A 17426-nucleotide genomic window follows, 5' to 3' on the forward strand; every position below is an offset into this window, starting at 1 on the left:
ACGCAGACGCAGATGCGGACGCGGATGCGGATGCCGATGCCGACGCAGATGCGGACGCCGATGCCGATGCAGATGCGGATGCGGACGCGGATGCCGACGCCGATGCCGATGCAGATGCAGATGCAGATGCAGATGCGGACGCAGACGCCGATGCCGATGCAGATGCAGATGCAGATGCGGATGCCGACGCAGATGCCGATGCTGACGCAGACGCAGATGCTGATGCCGATGCCGATGCGGACGCAGACGCCGATGCAGATGCCGATGCTGATGCGGATGCGGATGCGGATGCGGACGCAGATCTCGAGCCAACCGATGATGTCGTAACGGCTCAGGTGAACGTTTTGCCGACGGTGACGGAAGATGTGCCGCTCGGCAGTGATACCTATTTAGCCGTCGTTAGCCTCGCCGGTCTTGATCTGCAGCTATTTGCAGATGCGATCGAATTCGATGTCGAGACGGGTCACAAACAGGATCTGGGCTTCGATTTCAGCGGAATTCTTGGAGCCGGGGTTCTTGGTGACTACAGCCTGGTCGTGCAGAAATGGGATGCCTCCACCCAACAATGGACCGGTATCAATGGCACAGGCCCCGCCACGGTCCTCTCCCTGTCGCTGTTTGGCGGAACGAGCGGAACCGTTCAGGGGCTGGATTCAGGAGAATATAGAGCCTTCATGGGGTTCACCGGCCTCCTTGGCGTGGGTGTTGGCGGTACACTAACTCTGGAAGGTACGGATTACGACTTCACCGAAGTTGGAGGATATGAGGCCGTCGAGGTTAGCGGCAACGTCATCGACAATGACAATGTGCCAGCCGGGACAAGTGTCCAGAGCGTGGATGGCCAGACGATCGATCCGGGCGGAACCACTATTCAGGGCGACTTCGGTGAGCTCGTGATCCTGCAGGATGGCTCCTACACCTATACGCCCTTCGAGAACGGTACCGGGATCGGTCAGGTAGACCGGTTCCAATATAAGGTGGTCGATGCCGCCGGCAATACCGGGACCGCTACGCTCTACGTCCAGATCGGCAGCGACAGTGTCACCATGACATGGAGCGACACCGATCCAAGCCTGCCCGCGACATTTGAATTCGCAGCCACCGGCGACGCCGCAAACGCGTCCGTAGTGTGGGACAATGTGACCAATAACGAATTCTTCAATGCCAGCGGCTCCAACCTGCTTTCGGGCGGCCTTGGGCAGACCAGCAACTATGTCAGCAATAGTTTCGTCATCACCGACAGCATGGAAGTTTCTGGCAGCGTCAGCGTGTCGGTGCTGCTTGCGGCGCTATCCAACGGCGTGCTTTACCTCGAACGGGAGACGACCCCCGGCACCTGGCAGACGGTGGCGAGCGATTCCTTTAGCATTGTCCTTGGCGGTCTCGGCGTCGTGGCGTCGTTGGACCTCGCCACAATCGACTTCACCGCGGGGACCTATCGCATTCGGTCGACATTGAGCGGAACGTTGGTCAACGTCTCAGCTACCGTCACCACCAATGTCGATGTCACATATACTGATCAGTATGAGGTTGGGAGTATAGCCGGGGACGACGGTAACCTGCTCACCAACGACGAACTGGGGTCTACCTTCACAGCGTTCCAGATCTTTGACGGCACGAGCTTCGTCAAGGTGACTGGCGCAATGAGCATACAGGGCACGTATGGGACACTCACCGTCGATGCCGACGGCAATTACAGCTATGCACCGGATACGACGCTTGCGCATTTCACCGAGACGCAGACGGACACCTTCACCTATCAACTGGTGCATCCCTCCGGCGCGGTGGAGCAATCCGAGCTGGTGGTTACCGTTGAGCCCTCAGGTGCAGGTGTGCCAGATCAGGCGATGATGTTCGCTGCGGATGACATCGCCGGGCTCGATAGCATCGATGTTGCGGCAGGGGATGATCCATCGGCTTCCGATCGGGTCAGCGATGATGATCTGTCGCAGCTTATCGAGGAAGATGGCGGCGAACTGACTGTCCCTCTTGATGGCCTCTCCTCCCTGTCCGAGCCGGACGATGCGGATGCAGACCTGACCGCCGTGGAAGAGCGAGCGGATATGACAGGCATGCCCGATCCGCTGGAGCTGCCCGTCGATCCGCTCGGGCATCTCGCAACTGAGGACGAGTGGAACTCCAGCACTTCGCATGTGGTCTGAATGAGTTGAGGGCGTCAGGTGGACATGATGGTCCGCCTGCCGTCGCGAGGAGCATCGATGCCTGTTTCCGACATGATGGCGGAATCCTGCCCTGATACCAATGCTGCCGGTCTTGATATCTCGGGCTGGAGCGAAGCATTCCAATATGTGGCGCGTCACTATGGTGTGCCGTTTTCTCCCGGCGGTGCGCGGCAGCTTGTCGAGGCGCTGCGGGCCACCGACACTGACGATTGCCTCACCCGCATGGCAGACAAGCTTGGTCTGCGGGTCAAGCGTGCTACACCGGCGCCGCGGCTGCTGACCAGCTGGCGGCTGCCGGTGATTCTGCAGCTTGCAGACGGGGCGGTGGGTGTCGTCACCGCGCTTGCAGCAAACAAGGAAGCCTCGGTTGTTTTCAGCGGTGATGGTGGCTGCGCCACAACGCTACCGCTGGACATGCTGCTGTCCCAGACCGATTTTGTCATCGTGGCACGGCCGCAGCGCGGGACCGTCGACGAGCGTGTGGACAGCTATATCGCGCCTTACCGCGAACACTGGTTTCGCACCATCGCGTTCCGTGACATCGGCTCCTACGGCCATGTCACGCTGGCCTCATTGGTAGCCAATGTCCTGGCGCTTGCGGGTGTCATGTTTTCCATGCAGGTTTATGACCGGGTCGTGCCGGCGAAATCCTTTAATACGCTTTATGTGCTGTTCATCGGCGTACTTCTGTCTGCCCTGTTCGATTTCATCATGCGCCGCCTGCGCACTCGCATCATCGACATCGTGGGCAAGCGAACCGACATGCGCATTTCGGATCTCGTGTTCGGTCATGCCCTGCGGGTCAAGAACCAGGCGCGGCCCACATCCACCGGCACCTTCATCGCCCAGCTGCGTGATCTGGAGCAGGTGCGCGAACTCCTGACTTCCACCACGGTGGCTGCGATTGCCGACCTGCCGTTCTTCTTCCTGTTCCTCTTCATCTTCTGGATGATCGGCGGGCCGCTGGTGATTATTCCCGTCGCGGCACTGACGCTTCTGATCTTGCCGGGCCTGCTGGTGCAGCGCAGGCTGCGGGCGGCCGCCAACGAAGCCATGCGGGAATCTTCCCTGCGGAACGCCATGCTGGTGGAAGCCGTGCAAGGCATCGAGGACATCAAGACGTTGCAGGCCGAAGATCACTTCCAGCAGCGCTGGAACCACTATAACGCGGTATCGGCCGATGGGCAGCTTCGCCTGCGCTCCATCACCAACGGTCTTGCGGCGTGGAGCCACACCGTCCAGACCGGAACTTTCGCCGCCGTCGTTTTCGTCGGTGCGCCGATCGTGATGGAAGGCGACATGACGACCGGCTCGCTCGTCGCCTGCTCCATTCTCGGGTCACGGATGATGGCGCCGATGGCGCAGCTGACGCAGATCCTCGGCAGATTCCAGCAGGCGCGGGTCGGGCTCAACAGCATCGACTCTATCCTGCGCATGCCGTCCGATCACCCGGAAACCGAAACCCGGGTCAGCGCGCCAACCCTGCGCGGCGCCTACAGGATCAGGGGTGCCGCCTTTCATTACGGCAGCGGGGCCGGAAAACCCGCGCTCGCGATCGGCGATCTTACCGTTGCCGCCGGGGAAAAGGTTGCGATACTGGGCAAGAATGGCGCTGGAAAGTCCACCCTGCTCCTGGCGATGGCAGGCATGGTGGAGCCGGCGGCCGGCGAAGTGCTGCTTGACGATCTCGCACTTTCCCAGATCGATCCCGCCGATGTCCGCCGCAATGTCGGCCTTTTGACGCAGGACACACGCCTTTTTCACGGAACGATCCGGGAAAACGTCATGCTGGGCGCGCTGCATGCACCGGAACCGTTGCTGCTCGAAGCGCTTGCCATGACTGGTGCCGACGACTTCGTGCGCAGGCTTCCCCGTGGGCTGGATCATCCGATTCTCGAGGGGGGCAGGGGCCTTTCCGGCGGGCAGAAGCAGGCATTGCTGCTCGCGCGACTGCTAATCCGCGACCCGGCCATCGTGTTGCTGGACGAGCCAACCGCGGCGATGGATGAGGCGACCGAGCGCCAGTTCATCGGCCGCTTCCAGTCCTGGAGCGCGGAGCGAACGGTTGTCGTCGCCACCCACCGTATGCGCGTTCTCGAGCTGGTTCAGCGCATCATCGTGGTCGAAAGCGGACAGGTCGTGCTTGACGGAAGCAAGGAGGAGGTTCTCAACACCCTGCGCGGTGTAAATAAGATGGCACCGCCGAACGGCCTTCGCCGGAAGATGCCGGAAAAGAAGGCCGCCGGCAACGTGGCCGGCTTCCCGTTCAATTCGACGGAGGAGGTTTAAATGGCGGCCATCGGCGATCGCGATTTCTCCGGCCGGGGCGGATGGGCCTTCGGTGATGACGACGGGCGAAATCTGACCCGTTCCTCCCGCGTGGTGCAGCTCTTCGTCGCCCTTTTGACGGCCATGCTGGTCTGGGCCTATTTCGCCAGGCTGGACGAGGTGTCCTCCGGCGATGGGCGGGTGGTTCCCACCAGCCGTGAGCAGGTCATCCAGTCGCTGGAGGGTGGCATTCTCGCCGCGCTGCATGTGCGGGAAGACCAGGTGGTTGAACCAGGGCAGATTCTTGCCCAGCTTGATCCGACCAGAAGTGAATCCGATGTCGAGGAGAGCGCGGCCAAATATCGCGCGGCGCTGGCAGCGGCTTCCCGCCTCGAAGCGGAAGTAAACGGCACTCCTCTTACCTTTCCTGCGGCTCTCAGTGCCTATTCTGCACTCACAGCCGCCGAAACCGAGCTTTATACGGCACGTCGACGGGCGTTGGAGGAATCCCTGCATTGGGTGGAAGAGTCGCTTGCGCTTGTGCGCAGCGAACTGAAGCTCAACGAGGAACTTAGAGCCGTCGGAGCGGCAAGCAACGTCGAAGTCATCCGCCTGCGCAGGCAGATGGTGGAACTGGAACTGAAGAAGGTCGAGATCAAGTCCGAATATGTGGTGCGCGCCCGCGAAGAGCTCACCAAGGTGAATGCCGAGGTCAATTCGCTATCGCCCGTGGTCACCGGCCGTGCGGACAGTCTCGCCCGCCTCACCCATCGCTCGCCGGTGCGTGGCATCGTCAAGAATATCGAAGTTTCGACGATCGGTGGTGTTGCGCCGCCCAATGGCAAGCTCATGGACATCATTCCGCTCGGGGACGAGCTTCTTATTGAAGCGCGTATCTCGCCGCGCGATATCGCCTATATCCATCCCGGCCAGCGTGCCAGCGTGAAGATCAGTGCCTACGACTATGCGGTCTATGGCAGTCTGGACGGTCAGGTGACGACCATCTCGCCCGATACGATCCAGGACGAGGTTGACCGGGAAATCTATTATTATCGTGTTTTCATCAAGACGGAGAAGGATGCGCTGGTCAATGCCGCGGGACGGGAATTCCCGATCGTGCCGGGCATGGTCGCGACAGTCGATATCCATACCGGCGAAAAAACGGTGCTGGAATATCTCGTCAAGCCCTTCAACAAGGCCCGGGAGGCTTTACGTGAACGTTGAGACCGGACGGGTTCTTGCCACGAAACCCCAGAACGTGAAGGAACGTCTCTCCGCCATAAGGACGTTCCTGCGCGGAAAAGTCCAGCCTTTGGAAATGCCGTTTCCGGCCGTGACGCTGTTCTTCTCCGTTTCGGATGGTGACAGACGAGCGCGTGTCGTGAATGCTTCCGGTCCATCGCTGGAATCGGCATGGCAAAAGGGCGTCCCCCTGCTTCTCGCAGCTATGAAAGCGGATGGTATCAAGGGACGTTGGGTTCGGGTGGACTGGGTAGAGGTTGCGCAAGCAACTACATGGCCGCGTCTGCGTGCGTTGCTCGCAAAGGTCAAACGCAATTATTTCCGCTTCGGTATCGCGCTTGACCCGGCGTTTCGTTTCGCCTTCACGGAACAGGAACTGAACGCCAATGCGATGCTTTACGGCGGCAATACCATCGACAACGCCGTGCTCAACGAGAAGAATTTCAGCCTCTATGCCGCAACCCGCCATGAAGACATGCCGCCATTGCGGTTTTCGGATGAGGAAGCGATTTTCCTTTTTACCACCAAGGGTGTTTTCTGCGACGAGACCGGTCGGTTGCATCTGCTCGACGGGGAAGGTCTCGATGCCGGGAGGCGCAGGATTGAGAGGCTCGATGGCGGCGTGGTGCTGTCGCTTCTGCGGGATTCATCCGCTTATCTTGCCCGGCAGGTCAATGAGGACGGCTCCTTTATTTATGGTTATCATCCCTGCTTCGACCGGCGCATAGAGGCCTATAATGCGCTGCGCCACGCCAGTACCACCTATGCCATGATCGAGGCCTGGGAGGTTACGCACGACCCGAAGCTGAAAGGCGCAATCGAGCGTTCCCTGAAATATCTCGCAGGCACGCTCGTAAAGCCGGCCACCCTTCCGGATGGCGAGGAGGCCGCGTTTCTTGTAGAAGCCGACAATGAAATCAAGCTTGGCGGCAATGCCGTCGCGATACTGGCGCTCGTAAAATACATGACTGTCAGTGGCAAGGATGAATGGCGGGCGCTGGCGGAAAGGCTCGCGCGCGGCATCCGGCACATGCAGGACAGCAGGACCGGGGCGTTCGTACATGTCCTTAATTTCCCTGATCTGGTCATCAAACAAAGGTATCGAACCATCTATTACGAGGGCGAGGCGGCATTCGGGCTCATGCGCCTTTATGGCCTCACGGGTGACGCCATTTGGCTCGCGACCGTCGAGAAGGCGTTCGAGCATTTCATCGCGAAGGATCATTGGAAACACCATGACCACTGGCTCGGTTACTGCATCAACGAACTGACCCTGCACCGGCCGGAAGAACGTTACTTCCGTTTCGCTGTCCGCAACATTGCCGGATATCTCGATTTCGTCGAAAATCGCATCACCACCTTTCCGACATTGCTGGAACTCATGATGGCGGCGCGCCAGACCCTGTCGCGTATCGCTGCCGATCCCCAATTTCGTCGCCTCCTTGACGAAATCGATCTTGCGCATTTTGAGCGTGCCCTTGAAAGGCGGGCGCACCACCTGCTCAATGGTCACTTCTGGCCGGAAATGGCCATGTATTGCCGTAGGCCCGATCGTATCGCGGGTTCCTTCTTCATCCGCCACCACGCATTTCGCGTCCGGATCGATGATGTCGAACATTATCTGTCCGGTTTCGTTGCCTATCGTAGTTACCTCAGGGAACGGAAAGCGTTTCGCGAACTCGTCCGTCAACAAGCGGCACCCCGCAATCGCCTTGGTCGCCAGACGGAGAAGCCCGTGGCGTTACCGCAGCAGAGGGAATGGACGGCGGCCGATGTCGAGGCCGCAACGGGCGGAACCTGGCTTCGCCACCCACCCGAAGGCTGGACGGCAAAGGGACTTTGTATCTTCGCGCCGGCCATGCAGCCGGAAAGCATAGTTGTTTTGCGCGCCCGCGAAGGCGACACGGGCGTGCCGGTGCAAGCCCTTGAAGGACTGCCTAAGCCGGCCTGCCTTGTTACCACCGACCCACGGCTGGTGAGTGAGCGCGATATTCCGGCACTTCAGGTGGCGAATGGCATGCAGGCCGTTCTGGCGATGGGAGACTACGCCCGCAGCCGGATGACGGGCAATGTGCTGGCCGTAACCGGCAGCGCCGGCAAGACGACTGTCGTCGCGATGCTCACGCATGTGCTTTCCGCCTGGGGTGGCGTCGGCAAAAGCCATCACAATGCAAACCTGCCGGCCGGAGTCGCTTGGAACCTGGCGTCGATTCCGTGGGACATACCACATGTCGTTCTGGAACTGGCGATTGGCAAGATGGCGGTAAGCGCGCGCATGGCGCGCCCGAAGGTTGCCATTTTCACCAATGTCCTGCCGGCTCATCTGGGAGAAACCAGCACGGTTTTTGACATTGCGAGAACGAAAAGCGCCATCTTTCTCGGCATGGCGCCGGGCGACAAGGCGGTTCTCAACCGCGATATGCTGGAATGGGACACGGTGCATGATGCTGCCCGCGGGCGGGGCCTCGATATTCTCACCTACGGGACGTCGGATACATGTCTGTTTCAATTATTGCATTACGATGTGGCCAGCGGGCAGGCCCGTGCCAGGATCAAAGAGCACGTGATTTCATATCGCGTCGGCGCGGCCGGACGGCACATGGCCCTGAACGGGCTTGCGATCCTTGCTGCCGTATCGGCGCTTGGTCATCCTCTGGAGCGCGCGGTTGCCCAGCTCGACAGTTTTGCCGCTTTGCCCGGACGTGGTGAGGAGATTGATCTGTCGCTCGGCGGACGGCGGCTGAAGGTGATCGACGACGCCTATAATGCCAATCCGGGTTCGATGCGCGCAGCGCTGGAGCGCCTAAACGGTCATGAAGGCGGCAAACGGCGGATTGCAGTTTTGGGCGAAATGGCAGAGCTCGGTCCTGGTGCCGCGGCCTATCATACCGAGCTAGCTACGATTATTCAGGAAAGTTCCATCGATCAGGTCTTTGTTACGGGCGAGCTTTACACCGATTTCTGGGATGCACTTTCGCCGGCAAGTCGCGGCTTCCATGCGGACTCACGGCAGGCGCTGAAGGAAATCCTCCGCGACCAGCTGGCGGACGGCGATGTCGTCCTTTTCAAGGGCTCGCACAGCACCGGAATGCATGAGCTGGTAGCGTGGCTGAAGAAGAGCGCCGATGGCAGCGCCGCCTGAATCGTTTGGCTGAGCAAGCCTGGTGCTATTTGAACTGTTCAAGGTCCATCTCATGGACTGCACGGCGGATTTCGACCTCAGACCTGCCTTGGGCAATCAGGGCGGCGGCGAGGCGACCATGATAGGCCAGCAGATGCCGCTGGCGATCTGTCGCCTGAGCATAGATGTGATGCGGTTCGAAACCGGCGGAACGCAGTCTTCGTACATAAAAAAGCTGGCTGAAAAACGGCACGACCCGATCCTCTGGATCCGAGATGATGTAGATGTCTGGTCTGGAATTGGTCGAAATACGCTCGATCTCCGTGATGGGATCATAAAACCCAGCGGCGTTGTAAAGCAGTTTGCCGGGGATTTTGCGGCGCCGTTCCCAGAAGGCGGAAACCTGCTTTACCGAGACCAGACCGGAAGTGATGACCGCCGCTGAGACGTCCTTACGCCTGTTCATAAGGCTTGCCACGATCTGTCCGCCGGCGGAATGGCCGGTCAAGATGAAGGACGATATGTTGTGCTTTTGCCTGATCTGGTCGAGTGCGCCATCCATAAGGGCAATTTCGCGCATATGGCGGCGATTGTTGTGATCGCCCGAGGAGCCGTAGATGCCGGGTCGTGCCATGAAGATTACCGGGTGTCCGGCCATTCTGGCCCAATCCACCATCTCGGCCGCGATCGTGGCGGGGGACTGGCGGATGTAGGAATCGGTGATGAAACGTACGCCCTTCGCATTGCGCAGCATCACGTCGCCGCCGAAATAAACGAGGACTGTCGGGTTCCCCGCATCGACCAGCGCCTCCGGATAATATCGAATGCACTCTCCCTCGCCTTCCGCCTCGACCCATAGTCCGCCGGGAACGGCGGCACAGGCTTCCGGTGACGTGAAAGAGCCGTTTAATGCCTCATATGGGTTGAAGGCCTCGTCTTTTAGGAAGACGGTCAGCTGGCGCGGCTTCGGCAATTCGAAAGGGCCCAGCCGCGGTGCATCGGCCAGCGCCGATTGCGATGCCCCGGGGATTGCCAGCGCGAGCAGCGCCCAGCGCACGATCCACCAGGCAAGCCTCGGTTCTTCCTTGGTCATGGATGCTCCTCCGCCGGCTTGTCCTTCCCTCCGATGAAGATATTTGCCTGTAGGCGACGGGCAGGAAGGATTTCCTATTGAAGCCGTTTACAATTAAAAAATTATGTTAGAGCGTTTCGCGATGTAACGGAACCATATCTGGCAGTTTCGAGATGGTTTTGGCATTCGCCGGACTGGATGGTTTCGCCAGGCTGTCGATATGACGCCATGTGCCGTTTTGTGCCGAAGATATAATCTTAAGCCATAAATCATGAGAAAGGCCGGCGAACCTAGGGTGCCGGCCATTTTCTTTAAACATAATGGGGAGTGTGCCGCCAGCTATAGCGCATTACATCGCCGGCAGAATGGCAACATCGCGAACTTCGTTGTCTAGTCAAGTAATCGGGCCGACTTCTGTGAGCGCAAGTATCGCTTGGCTTGATCGATGGTGTAAGATCGACCCACTTGGCTGTTCCGCAACTGCCGACCACCAGGGGGTGGACAGCTCTACGTGAATACCTTGGAAGACGCCGGCGGATCTCCAACCGCGCCGCCGACCGGACCAATACTGGCTAAGGGCTTGGCGAAGCTGCTGCGATAACAATCGCGCCAGATATCTCTGTGTGGTGCATATTGAAGTCGTTTGCATTGCCGCAGAGCGATGAGCGTGGATGGTTGAGACGAAAATTTGGCAGGGGAGGGCTCTGTTGCAGACATTTCGTTTGCTGTGAAAAGGCCTTCCCATGCCTCAACCACGAGGCTTTTGCCCGAAATTATTCGCGAGAAGTACAATCCTCGCCTCAGCCCGTTGCCTTCACCGAATGGCCGGCGGCCCGCAAGAGCGCCATAAGCACCGGCCCCAGAGAAAACTCCCCGCGCTTTGCCCGATTGGTGAGATCCCTCAGATATCCGCCCGGCGAATTGATGTGACCCCCGCGCTCCAAAATGCATGCAACCGTGACCGCTGCGTTCTCTGGGCCCATTGCCTCGCAGGCCTCCTGATATGCGGAGGGGCTAATCCCAAGCATGGATCTGACGACCACTGCGGCTGTCATGAGTTCACGCCAGTTCCGAATTTGACCATCGGGCCCATAGTTTGAAATTTCAGGGCAGGCCCGCAAGACAAGTCCGATTGGGAAAGCCTTGATTGGCACATGCTGCCGCTGCTTGTCCTCACTCGGCTTCGCTCCCTGCTCTTTTCGAGAGCTAGGTTCAAGTTCATTAGGAGTGTTGGTATTTGAATTCTGTATGTGACGCTCAGTATGAGCATCATTGGCGTTCATTTTTGATGAAAAGTCTTCGGAATTCAGAAGTTTGACGATATCCTCGCGTAGACTGATCATCCTGAGGCCGAGATCCTTGAGTTCAGCCAAGTTGGGATTGCGCGGGATTTCTCCCACGATCGCGACATAGCGCTCCTCTATTCCGTCCCAATCGCCTGTTGCCCCTTCTTCAACAGCTGCAGTGATCAGCTTGCGGATATCCCGCCGGCAGATCGTCAGATTTTCCTTTGCTTGTCTAAAGGCGATTCGATCGGCAGCAACCTGCTGGGCGAGGCACGCAAGCTCCTCAGCTCGCATAAGAAGAGGCGATATGTCGAACCCGTACGCGTGCTCGATCGAGCCATCGTCGCCTTTTCTGGCGTAGCGTTTGCCGTTGGCGCTATCCTTGCGGATAATCAATCCGGTATCAACGAGGACCGCAAGATGCCGACGCAAGGTCGCGCCTGCAATGCCATGGGCACGAATTGACAGCTGAACGTTCGAGGGAAAGACGACGAGCTGCGCGTCTTGGCGCAGTTCGTTTTCCGGGTAGAAGCTCAAAAGGGCATCGAGAACCGCAAGGCTGCGATCCTGCAAACCAAGCACCTCTCGAGCTTCCGATGCGTCGCGAAAAACCTTCCACTTGTTTGCCGATTTACCTTCCTCGATCCTGCTCGTTGCGATTTGCCGCCGCACAAGCGCAAGGGTGCGGGAAAGCTGGAAGGCGTGGTTCTGCGCAAGCGAAAGATCGGTGTTCATCTGAGGCTCCATCTTTGGAGCGGGCCATTCCCGCTCGATGGCTCCCGTCAGTGTCCGGAACCGGTCGCGATCACCGCAAAGGCAAAGCCGAAGCGGCCGCAGCTTGCTAGCGGACCCCGTCAGCGGGTTGATCGACGGAGATCCGGGGCCGGACCAGGAAGCCATCCATCAAGAGCGGGATTTGGACACCTCCATGGACCTGCCTCCGACAAACAACGATCGTGCTGATGCGGATCCTCGCCTTCCCTCATCGCCTTTCCGGTTGTTTCCTCGCTCCGACGTTGGGTCGGTGTCGTCGGGTACAACTGCTGGAGACGGCTCGCATGCAGCGTGAAGCTGATTGTTCCGGACGGTTCCGGAAGCCGCATCGGGGTGTGACGTCATTCTCACGCAGGCTCCAGATCACAAGTTCGCTGGAACGATCGTCGTGGGCGCCGACGGCTCAGCGCCGTCCTCTTGTCAACTTTGAGGGGTCACGTTATTCCGTCTGCGGAATATCGCTTGAAATATTCCACAGATGGAATACATTTGGAGCACCGATGAGTTGGAGCGTTGATGAGTTTGGTGAGTGGTACACGACGCTGATCGAGGCCGTTCAAGACGATATTGTAAGGGTAGTCGGACTTTTAGAAGCCAAAGGACCGCAACTTCCCTTCCCTTACTCATCGGGCATCGAAGGTTCGAAGCACGAACATATGCGGGAACTGCGGATTCAGAGCGGCGGCGAACCCTACCGGGTATTCTACGCTTTCGATCCGCGTCGCACTGCCATTTTGCTCGTCGGTGGAAATAAAACCGGCGACGACCGCTTTTATGAAATCATGGTTCCGGTCGCTGATCGACTATATGACAATTACCTGATCGAGATCGGGAGGGAAGGTTTGATATGACTGGACATCGCCCCTTTAACGACTTGCGCAACAGAATGTCGCCCGAACGCCGTGCCCGCAACGATGAAGCGACCAAGGCAATTCTCGAAGACATGGCGTTACACGAGCTGCGCGTGGCCCGTGAAAAAACTCAGCAGGATGTGGCACGCGCACTACATGTGAAGCAGCCGGCTGTCGCAAAGCTGGAGCAGCGCGCCGATATTTATGTCAGCAATCTCCGACGCTATATTCAAGCATTAGGTGGCACGTTGGAGATTACTGCGAAGTTTCCCGACGCCTCGGTCAACATCAAGAATTTCAGCGAGTTGGCCGCTGAGAAGTAACAACGCTTGGAATCAATAGGGCCTGCGACTATACACTTACCCAGATCGCTTAATGAAAATTCCGGCTCTTCACCTTCAGCGTGTCGATATGAAGATCGGGTGTGAACATGTCCCGCGGGACGACCGGCTTCGGCCGACCGCGTGAATCCGGCCCGCCGCCGCCATGAGCAAATTCATCACCTCTCCCGGTCGGCAACCTGAACTCCGTATCCCGATCGGCAAGTCCAACCAGATCGCTTGAGAGATCGAAGAGTTGCTGAGCGACGAGATGCACGACCTCCCCTTCCCGCTGAATCCGCCCGTTGATCGCCATCATCGAGGATCCCAGCACGACGCGTCGGCGCTTCTCGAACAGGGTTGGCCAGACAACGATGTTGGCAGGACCCGTCTCGTCCTCGATGGTGATGAACATGACACCTTTGGCGGATCCCGGCTTCTGCCGCACCAGCACGAGTCCAGCGGTGTAAACCCATCGGCCATCCCGGGCATTCATCGCCTCGGCACAGGTGATGATATTGCGTGCCGACAGCTCCTTGCGCAGGAAGGCGACCGGATGCTGACGCAGGGTTAGCCCGATATGGCTGTAGTCCTCGATGACGTTATGACCGTCCGTCATTTGCCGAAGCGCCACCTCTGGCTCCTGCTGCTCGGCAATCGCCGTCGCCTCGCGTTCGGCTGCGGCTGCAAACAAGGGCAAGGGCTCGTCGCGCAGCGCTTTGATCGCCCAGAGCGCATCGCGTCGTTCGAGTTTGAGCGATGGCAGGAAGGCATCGGCCTCTGCCAGCTGGACAAGCGCTTCGGTTGGAACACTCGACCGGCGCCAAATATCATCGACTGAGGCGAACGTATTGTTCATGCGCGCTGCAACGATCCGCGCCGCCTCCGCAACTGCCAGTCCCCTCACCTGCCGGAAACCCAGCCGGACAGCATGTCGATCAGTGCTGCCGATCCTTTCCAGCGTGCAGTCCCAGCGCGAGCGGTTGACACAGACCGGCCGCAGCTCGACGCCATGCTTGATTGCATCGCCAACGATCTGCGCCGGCGCATAAAAGCCCATCGGCTGGCTGTTCAAAAGGGCTGCGCAAAAGACATCAGGAAAATGGCATTTGATGAAGTTAGAAGCATAGGCGATCAGCGCGAAGGACGCTGCATGGCTTTCCGGAAAGCCGTAGGAGCCAAAACCTTCAAGCTGCGAGAAGGTCTTTTCGGCGAACTCCGGTGAATAGCCGTTCTTCACCATGCCGGAGACTAGCTTGTCCTTGAAGCGCGAGACGCCGCCAGTGAACTTGAAGGTCGCCATGGATTTGCGCAGCTGATCGGCCTCGCCGCCGGTGAAACCGGCGCAGACCATCGCAACGCGCATGGCGCTCTCCTGAAACAGTGGCACGCCCAGCGTCTTGCCGAGGACTGCTTCAAGCTCGGGTGTTGGATATTCGACGGGCTCCTTGCCTTCGCGACGACGGAGATAGGGATGCACCATGTCACCCTGGATAGGGCCCGGCCGCACGATCGCCACCTGCACGACGAGATCGTAGAAGGTGCGCGGTTTTAACCGCGGCAGCATCGCCATCTGCGCGCGGCTTTCGATCTGGAAGGTGCCGAGCGTATCGGCCTTGCGGATCATCGCATAGGTCGCAGCATCCTCCTGACGGAGATTGGACAGATCGAGATTCTCTCCCTTGTGTTCGCGAATGAGGTCAAAGGCTTTTGCCATATAGGTCAACATGCCGAGTGCGAGAACATCGACCTTCATAAACTTCAGCGCCTCGACGTCATCCTTGTCCCATTCGATAATCTGGCGGTCCTTCATCGTCGCCGGCTCGATTGGTACGAGATCGTCCAGGCGGTCATGTGTGAGGACAAAGCCGCCGGGGTGCTGACCGAGATGGCGTGGTGCCCCATTAGTTGCTGTGCGAGCTTCAGGGTCAGCGCTAAGCGCCGGTCGCCTGGGTTGAGATTGAGCTCACGGATATTTCTGTCGGGAACCTCTTCTGACCACGACCACATGCCTGACGACAGCGCCTTTATGACATCCTCCGGCAGGCCGAGTGCCTTACCGACATCGCGGATTGCGCCCTTGGCCCGGTAGCGGGTGACGGTTGCGCAGAGGGCCGCCTTGTCCTTGGTGTAGGTCTTGTAGATCCATTGAATGACCTCCTCGCGCCGTTCGTGCTCGAAGTCGACATCGATATCCGGGGGCTCATCACGTTCCTGGCTGACGAAGCGCTCAAAGAGGAGGTCATTGGTGGAGGGATCGATCGAGGTAATGCCGAGAATATAGCAGACAGCACTATTGGCCGCCGATCCCCTGCCCTGACAGAGAATGCCCTGACTTCGGGCAAAGCGCACAATCGAAAACACCGTCAAGAAATACGGCGCATATTTCATGGTGCGGATGAGGTCGAGTTCGTGCCGCACGGTTTTGAGGACATCCGGCGGCAGGCCTTCAGGATAGCGATCGGGTGCACATTCCCAGACATAATGCTCCAGCGAGGCCTGGGCATCCTTGCCCGGCACGATGGCCTCCTCCGGGTATTGGTAGGTCAGCTCCTCAAGCGAGAATTTGCAGCGTCTGACAATCTCCATGGTTCGCGCGAGTGCCTGCGCGTAGTGCGGAAACAGGCGCTGCATCTCTTCCGGCGGCTTGAGGTAGCGGTCTGCATGCCGCTCGCGCTCGAAGCCGACATCGTCGATCGTGGTGTTATGCCTGATACAGGTGACGATATCCTGCAATTGCCGCCGGCCCGGCTCATGAAACAGCACGTCATTGGTGACCACGGTTCTGACCTTGAACCTAGCCGCCATGTTGGAAATCTCATGCAGCCGCAACTGGTCGTTCGGTCGCCGACGCAGACAGAGAGAGACGTAAGCGCGATTACCAAACAGCCCAGCCATCTTGCGAAGCTGCGCGGCACAAGTGGCATCCGGCAGATCGGGCACCAGAATGCCGATCATGCCTTCCGCGTAGGCCGTGACATCATCCCAGTGCAGAATGCAGTTGTTCTTGCCGCCACGCGATTTGCCAAGCGTGATGAGGCGCGTGAGGCGCGAATAGGCAGCGCGATCCATCGGATAGACCAGCACCGACATTCCATCAGCCAGATCGAGGCGACAGCCGACGACCAGGCGCAGACCGGTGGCGCGGGATGCTTCCAGCGCCCGGACGATCCCGGCCAGCGAATTGCGATCGACGACGCCGAGAGCCTCGATCCCTAACATCTTGGCCGTCTCGAACAATTCCTGCGCTGAAGATGCGCCACGCAGAAAGGAGAAGTGCGTCGTGACCTGCAGCTCGGCGTAGCTCATGCGAAGATCCCATGGCAAAACCAGCGATGGGATCCGGTCTCAGGATCAACACCGTCGCCAGAGCGAAACACCCACAGGCGTTCACCGGATTCGTCCTCAATAACAAAGTAATCGCGGACAGCTTCCATCTCCGCGTCGCGTTGCCACCACTCCCCAAAAATGCGTTCCGGGCCATCGGCGCGCTTGACTTTGCGGCGTCTACCACGCCAGACGATGGAGACCGGAGGGCGGTCCGGCATCAGCGCGATTGCCTCGATCAGCTCGGGTCGTGGCAAGAGCCGGACCGGCCGGCGCCAATGGCTGACCCAGGCAATGGCGATCGGTTCAGCGACGGGGCTGATCCGCTGGACGGAGCGTTCCGGCACATCGGATGCAACCGGAGCGACGCGATAGACCCGCTGGCCGCGGTTTGCATAGATATCAATCAACGGCGTCACATCGGTGACCTCGTCCTCGACCAGAGCAGAAGTCCTCTGCGCCTCCTCCAATGGCTCTGCCATGACGGCGACAAGGGTGAGCTTCTCGATCCCGAAACCCGGCTCGATCTTTTCGGTCCGGTCCCTAAACAGTTTCGTCAGCCAGGCGATATCACGGGCAGGCTTGGCGGTGCCTGCGCGAATGGCCTGCCTGGTACCGTCGACCTTCTCGACGATCAGGTCGGCACGGCGCATCCCAAGGCCGCGCTTCTCAAGCTCATCGACCAGCTGGACGACGAGGCGGCCGACATATTTGTTGATCGTTTCGGCAGCGCCAATCGGTTCAGCGAAGGCTTTCGAGACTTCGACCAGCTCAGGCGTGCGGATCGGCTCGATAGGCTCGGCGATACGACAGAGCATCTGGTCGAGACGGCGGCCGATCTCCGGACCAAAGCGCAACGTCAGCGGCGCGCGCGGGGTATTGGCAAGCTCACCGATCGTCAGAAATCCGAGAATGCGCAGATCGCTGACAATCTTCGCCGGCAGGCGCAGAAGCGAGATCGGCAGCTTTTCGTTGGCGCGCA

At 59.1% G+C, this 17426-nt stretch carries 9 protein-coding genes and 2 pseudogenes; 7 read left to right on the top strand and 4 right to left on the bottom strand.

What is annotated here, in order from left to right; all coding sequences use genetic code 11:
- From ACUTJJ_RS21320 to ACUTJJ_RS21335, 4 genes are all read left to right on the top strand, one after another.
- A partial coding sequence (locus ACUTJJ_RS21320; RefSeq protein ID WP_445543348.1) for a BapA/Bap/LapF family large adhesin occupies positions 1-2162 on the top strand: 2162 nt, incomplete at its 5' end.
- Positions 2163-2219: 57 nt separating this feature from the next.
- Complete coding sequence (locus ACUTJJ_RS21325) at positions 2220-4472, top strand: type I secretion system permease/ATPase (protein WP_445543349.1); 2253 nt, start codon at positions 2220-2222, stop codon at positions 4470-4472.
- Positions 4473-5675: an HlyD family efflux transporter periplasmic adaptor subunit gene (locus ACUTJJ_RS21330; RefSeq protein WP_445543350.1), complete on the top strand. Its 1203-nt coding sequence runs from the start codon at positions 4473-4475 to the stop codon at positions 5673-5675.
- Positions 5665-8835, top strand: a complete 3171-nt coding sequence (locus tag ACUTJJ_RS21335; RefSeq protein WP_445543351.1) for a Mur ligase family protein — start codon at positions 5665-5667, stop codon at positions 8833-8835. The genes ACUTJJ_RS21330 and ACUTJJ_RS21335 overlap by 11 nt, the downstream gene beginning before the upstream one ends.
- Before the next feature lie 25 nt (positions 8836-8860).
- Here ACUTJJ_RS21335 and ACUTJJ_RS21340 read toward each other — a convergent pair whose 3' ends face one another.
- A complete protein-coding gene (locus ACUTJJ_RS21340) occupies positions 8861-9907 on the bottom strand; it encodes an alpha/beta hydrolase family protein (RefSeq protein ID WP_445543352.1) in 1047 nt (348 codons plus the stop codon).
- Between the two features lie 405 nt (positions 9908-10312).
- Here ACUTJJ_RS21340 and ACUTJJ_RS21345 point away from each other — a divergent pair.
- A pseudogene (locus ACUTJJ_RS21345) lies at positions 10313-10487 on the top strand (anti-sigma factor); the annotation flags it as partial.
- A gap of 199 nt (positions 10488-10686) precedes the next feature.
- Here ACUTJJ_RS21345 and repC read toward each other — a convergent pair.
- Entirely contained in the window at positions 10687-11907 is a 1221-nt protein-coding gene (gene repC, locus ACUTJJ_RS21350) for a plasmid replication protein RepC (protein WP_445543353.1), read from the bottom strand.
- 323 nt (positions 11908-12230) lie between these two features.
- Between repC and ACUTJJ_RS21355 the strand changes: the two genes are divergently transcribed.
- Together ACUTJJ_RS21355 and ACUTJJ_RS21360 are read left to right on the top strand one after the other, a co-directional pair.
- Complete coding sequence (locus ACUTJJ_RS21355; RefSeq protein WP_445543354.1) at positions 12231-12797, top strand: type II toxin-antitoxin system RelE/ParE family toxin; 567 nt, start codon at positions 12231-12233, stop codon at positions 12795-12797.
- A complete protein-coding gene (locus ACUTJJ_RS21360) occupies positions 12794-13120 on the top strand; it encodes an XRE family transcriptional regulator (protein WP_445543355.1) in 327 nt (108 codons plus the stop codon). Before ACUTJJ_RS21355 ends, ACUTJJ_RS21360 begins: the two co-directional genes overlap by 4 nt.
- A 49-nt stretch (positions 13121-13169) precedes the next feature.
- Here the strand turns inward: ACUTJJ_RS21360 and ACUTJJ_RS21365 are convergent.
- Positions 13170-16426, bottom strand: a pseudogene (locus ACUTJJ_RS21365) (error-prone DNA polymerase).
- Positions 16423-17426 (bottom strand): DNA polymerase Y family protein (locus tag ACUTJJ_RS21370; RefSeq protein WP_445543356.1); only part of this gene is annotated, 1004 nt, incomplete at its 5' end. The gene ACUTJJ_RS21370 and the pseudogene ACUTJJ_RS21365, both read right to left, overlap by 4 nt.

It is taken from the genome of Agrobacterium sp. DKPNP3 (assembly GCF_052686535.1).

What these genes read in the sequence shown, in the direction of transcription:
- ACUTJJ_RS21360 (WP_445543355.1), top strand. Translation starts at nt 12,794, where the DNA reads ATGACTGGACATCGCCCCTTTAACGACTTGCGCAACAGAATGTCGCCC.
- ACUTJJ_RS21330 (WP_445543350.1), top strand. Translation starts at nt 4,473, where the DNA reads ATGGCGGCCATCGGCGATCGCGATTTCTCCGGCCGGGGCGGATGGGCC.
- ACUTJJ_RS21355 (WP_445543354.1), top strand. Translation starts at nt 12,231, where the DNA reads ATGCAGCGTGAAGCTGATTGTTCCGGACGGTTCCGGAAGCCGCATCGG.
- ACUTJJ_RS21340 (WP_445543352.1), bottom strand. Translation starts at nt 9,907, where the DNA reads ATGACCAAGGAAGAACCGAGGCTTGCCTGGTGGATCGTGCGCTGGGCG.
- repC (WP_445543353.1), bottom strand. Translation starts at nt 11,907, where the DNA reads ATGAACACCGATCTTTCGCTTGCGCAGAACCACGCCTTCCAGCTTTCC.
- ACUTJJ_RS21325 (WP_445543349.1), top strand. Translation starts at nt 2,220, where the DNA reads ATGCCTGTTTCCGACATGATGGCGGAATCCTGCCCTGATACCAATGCT.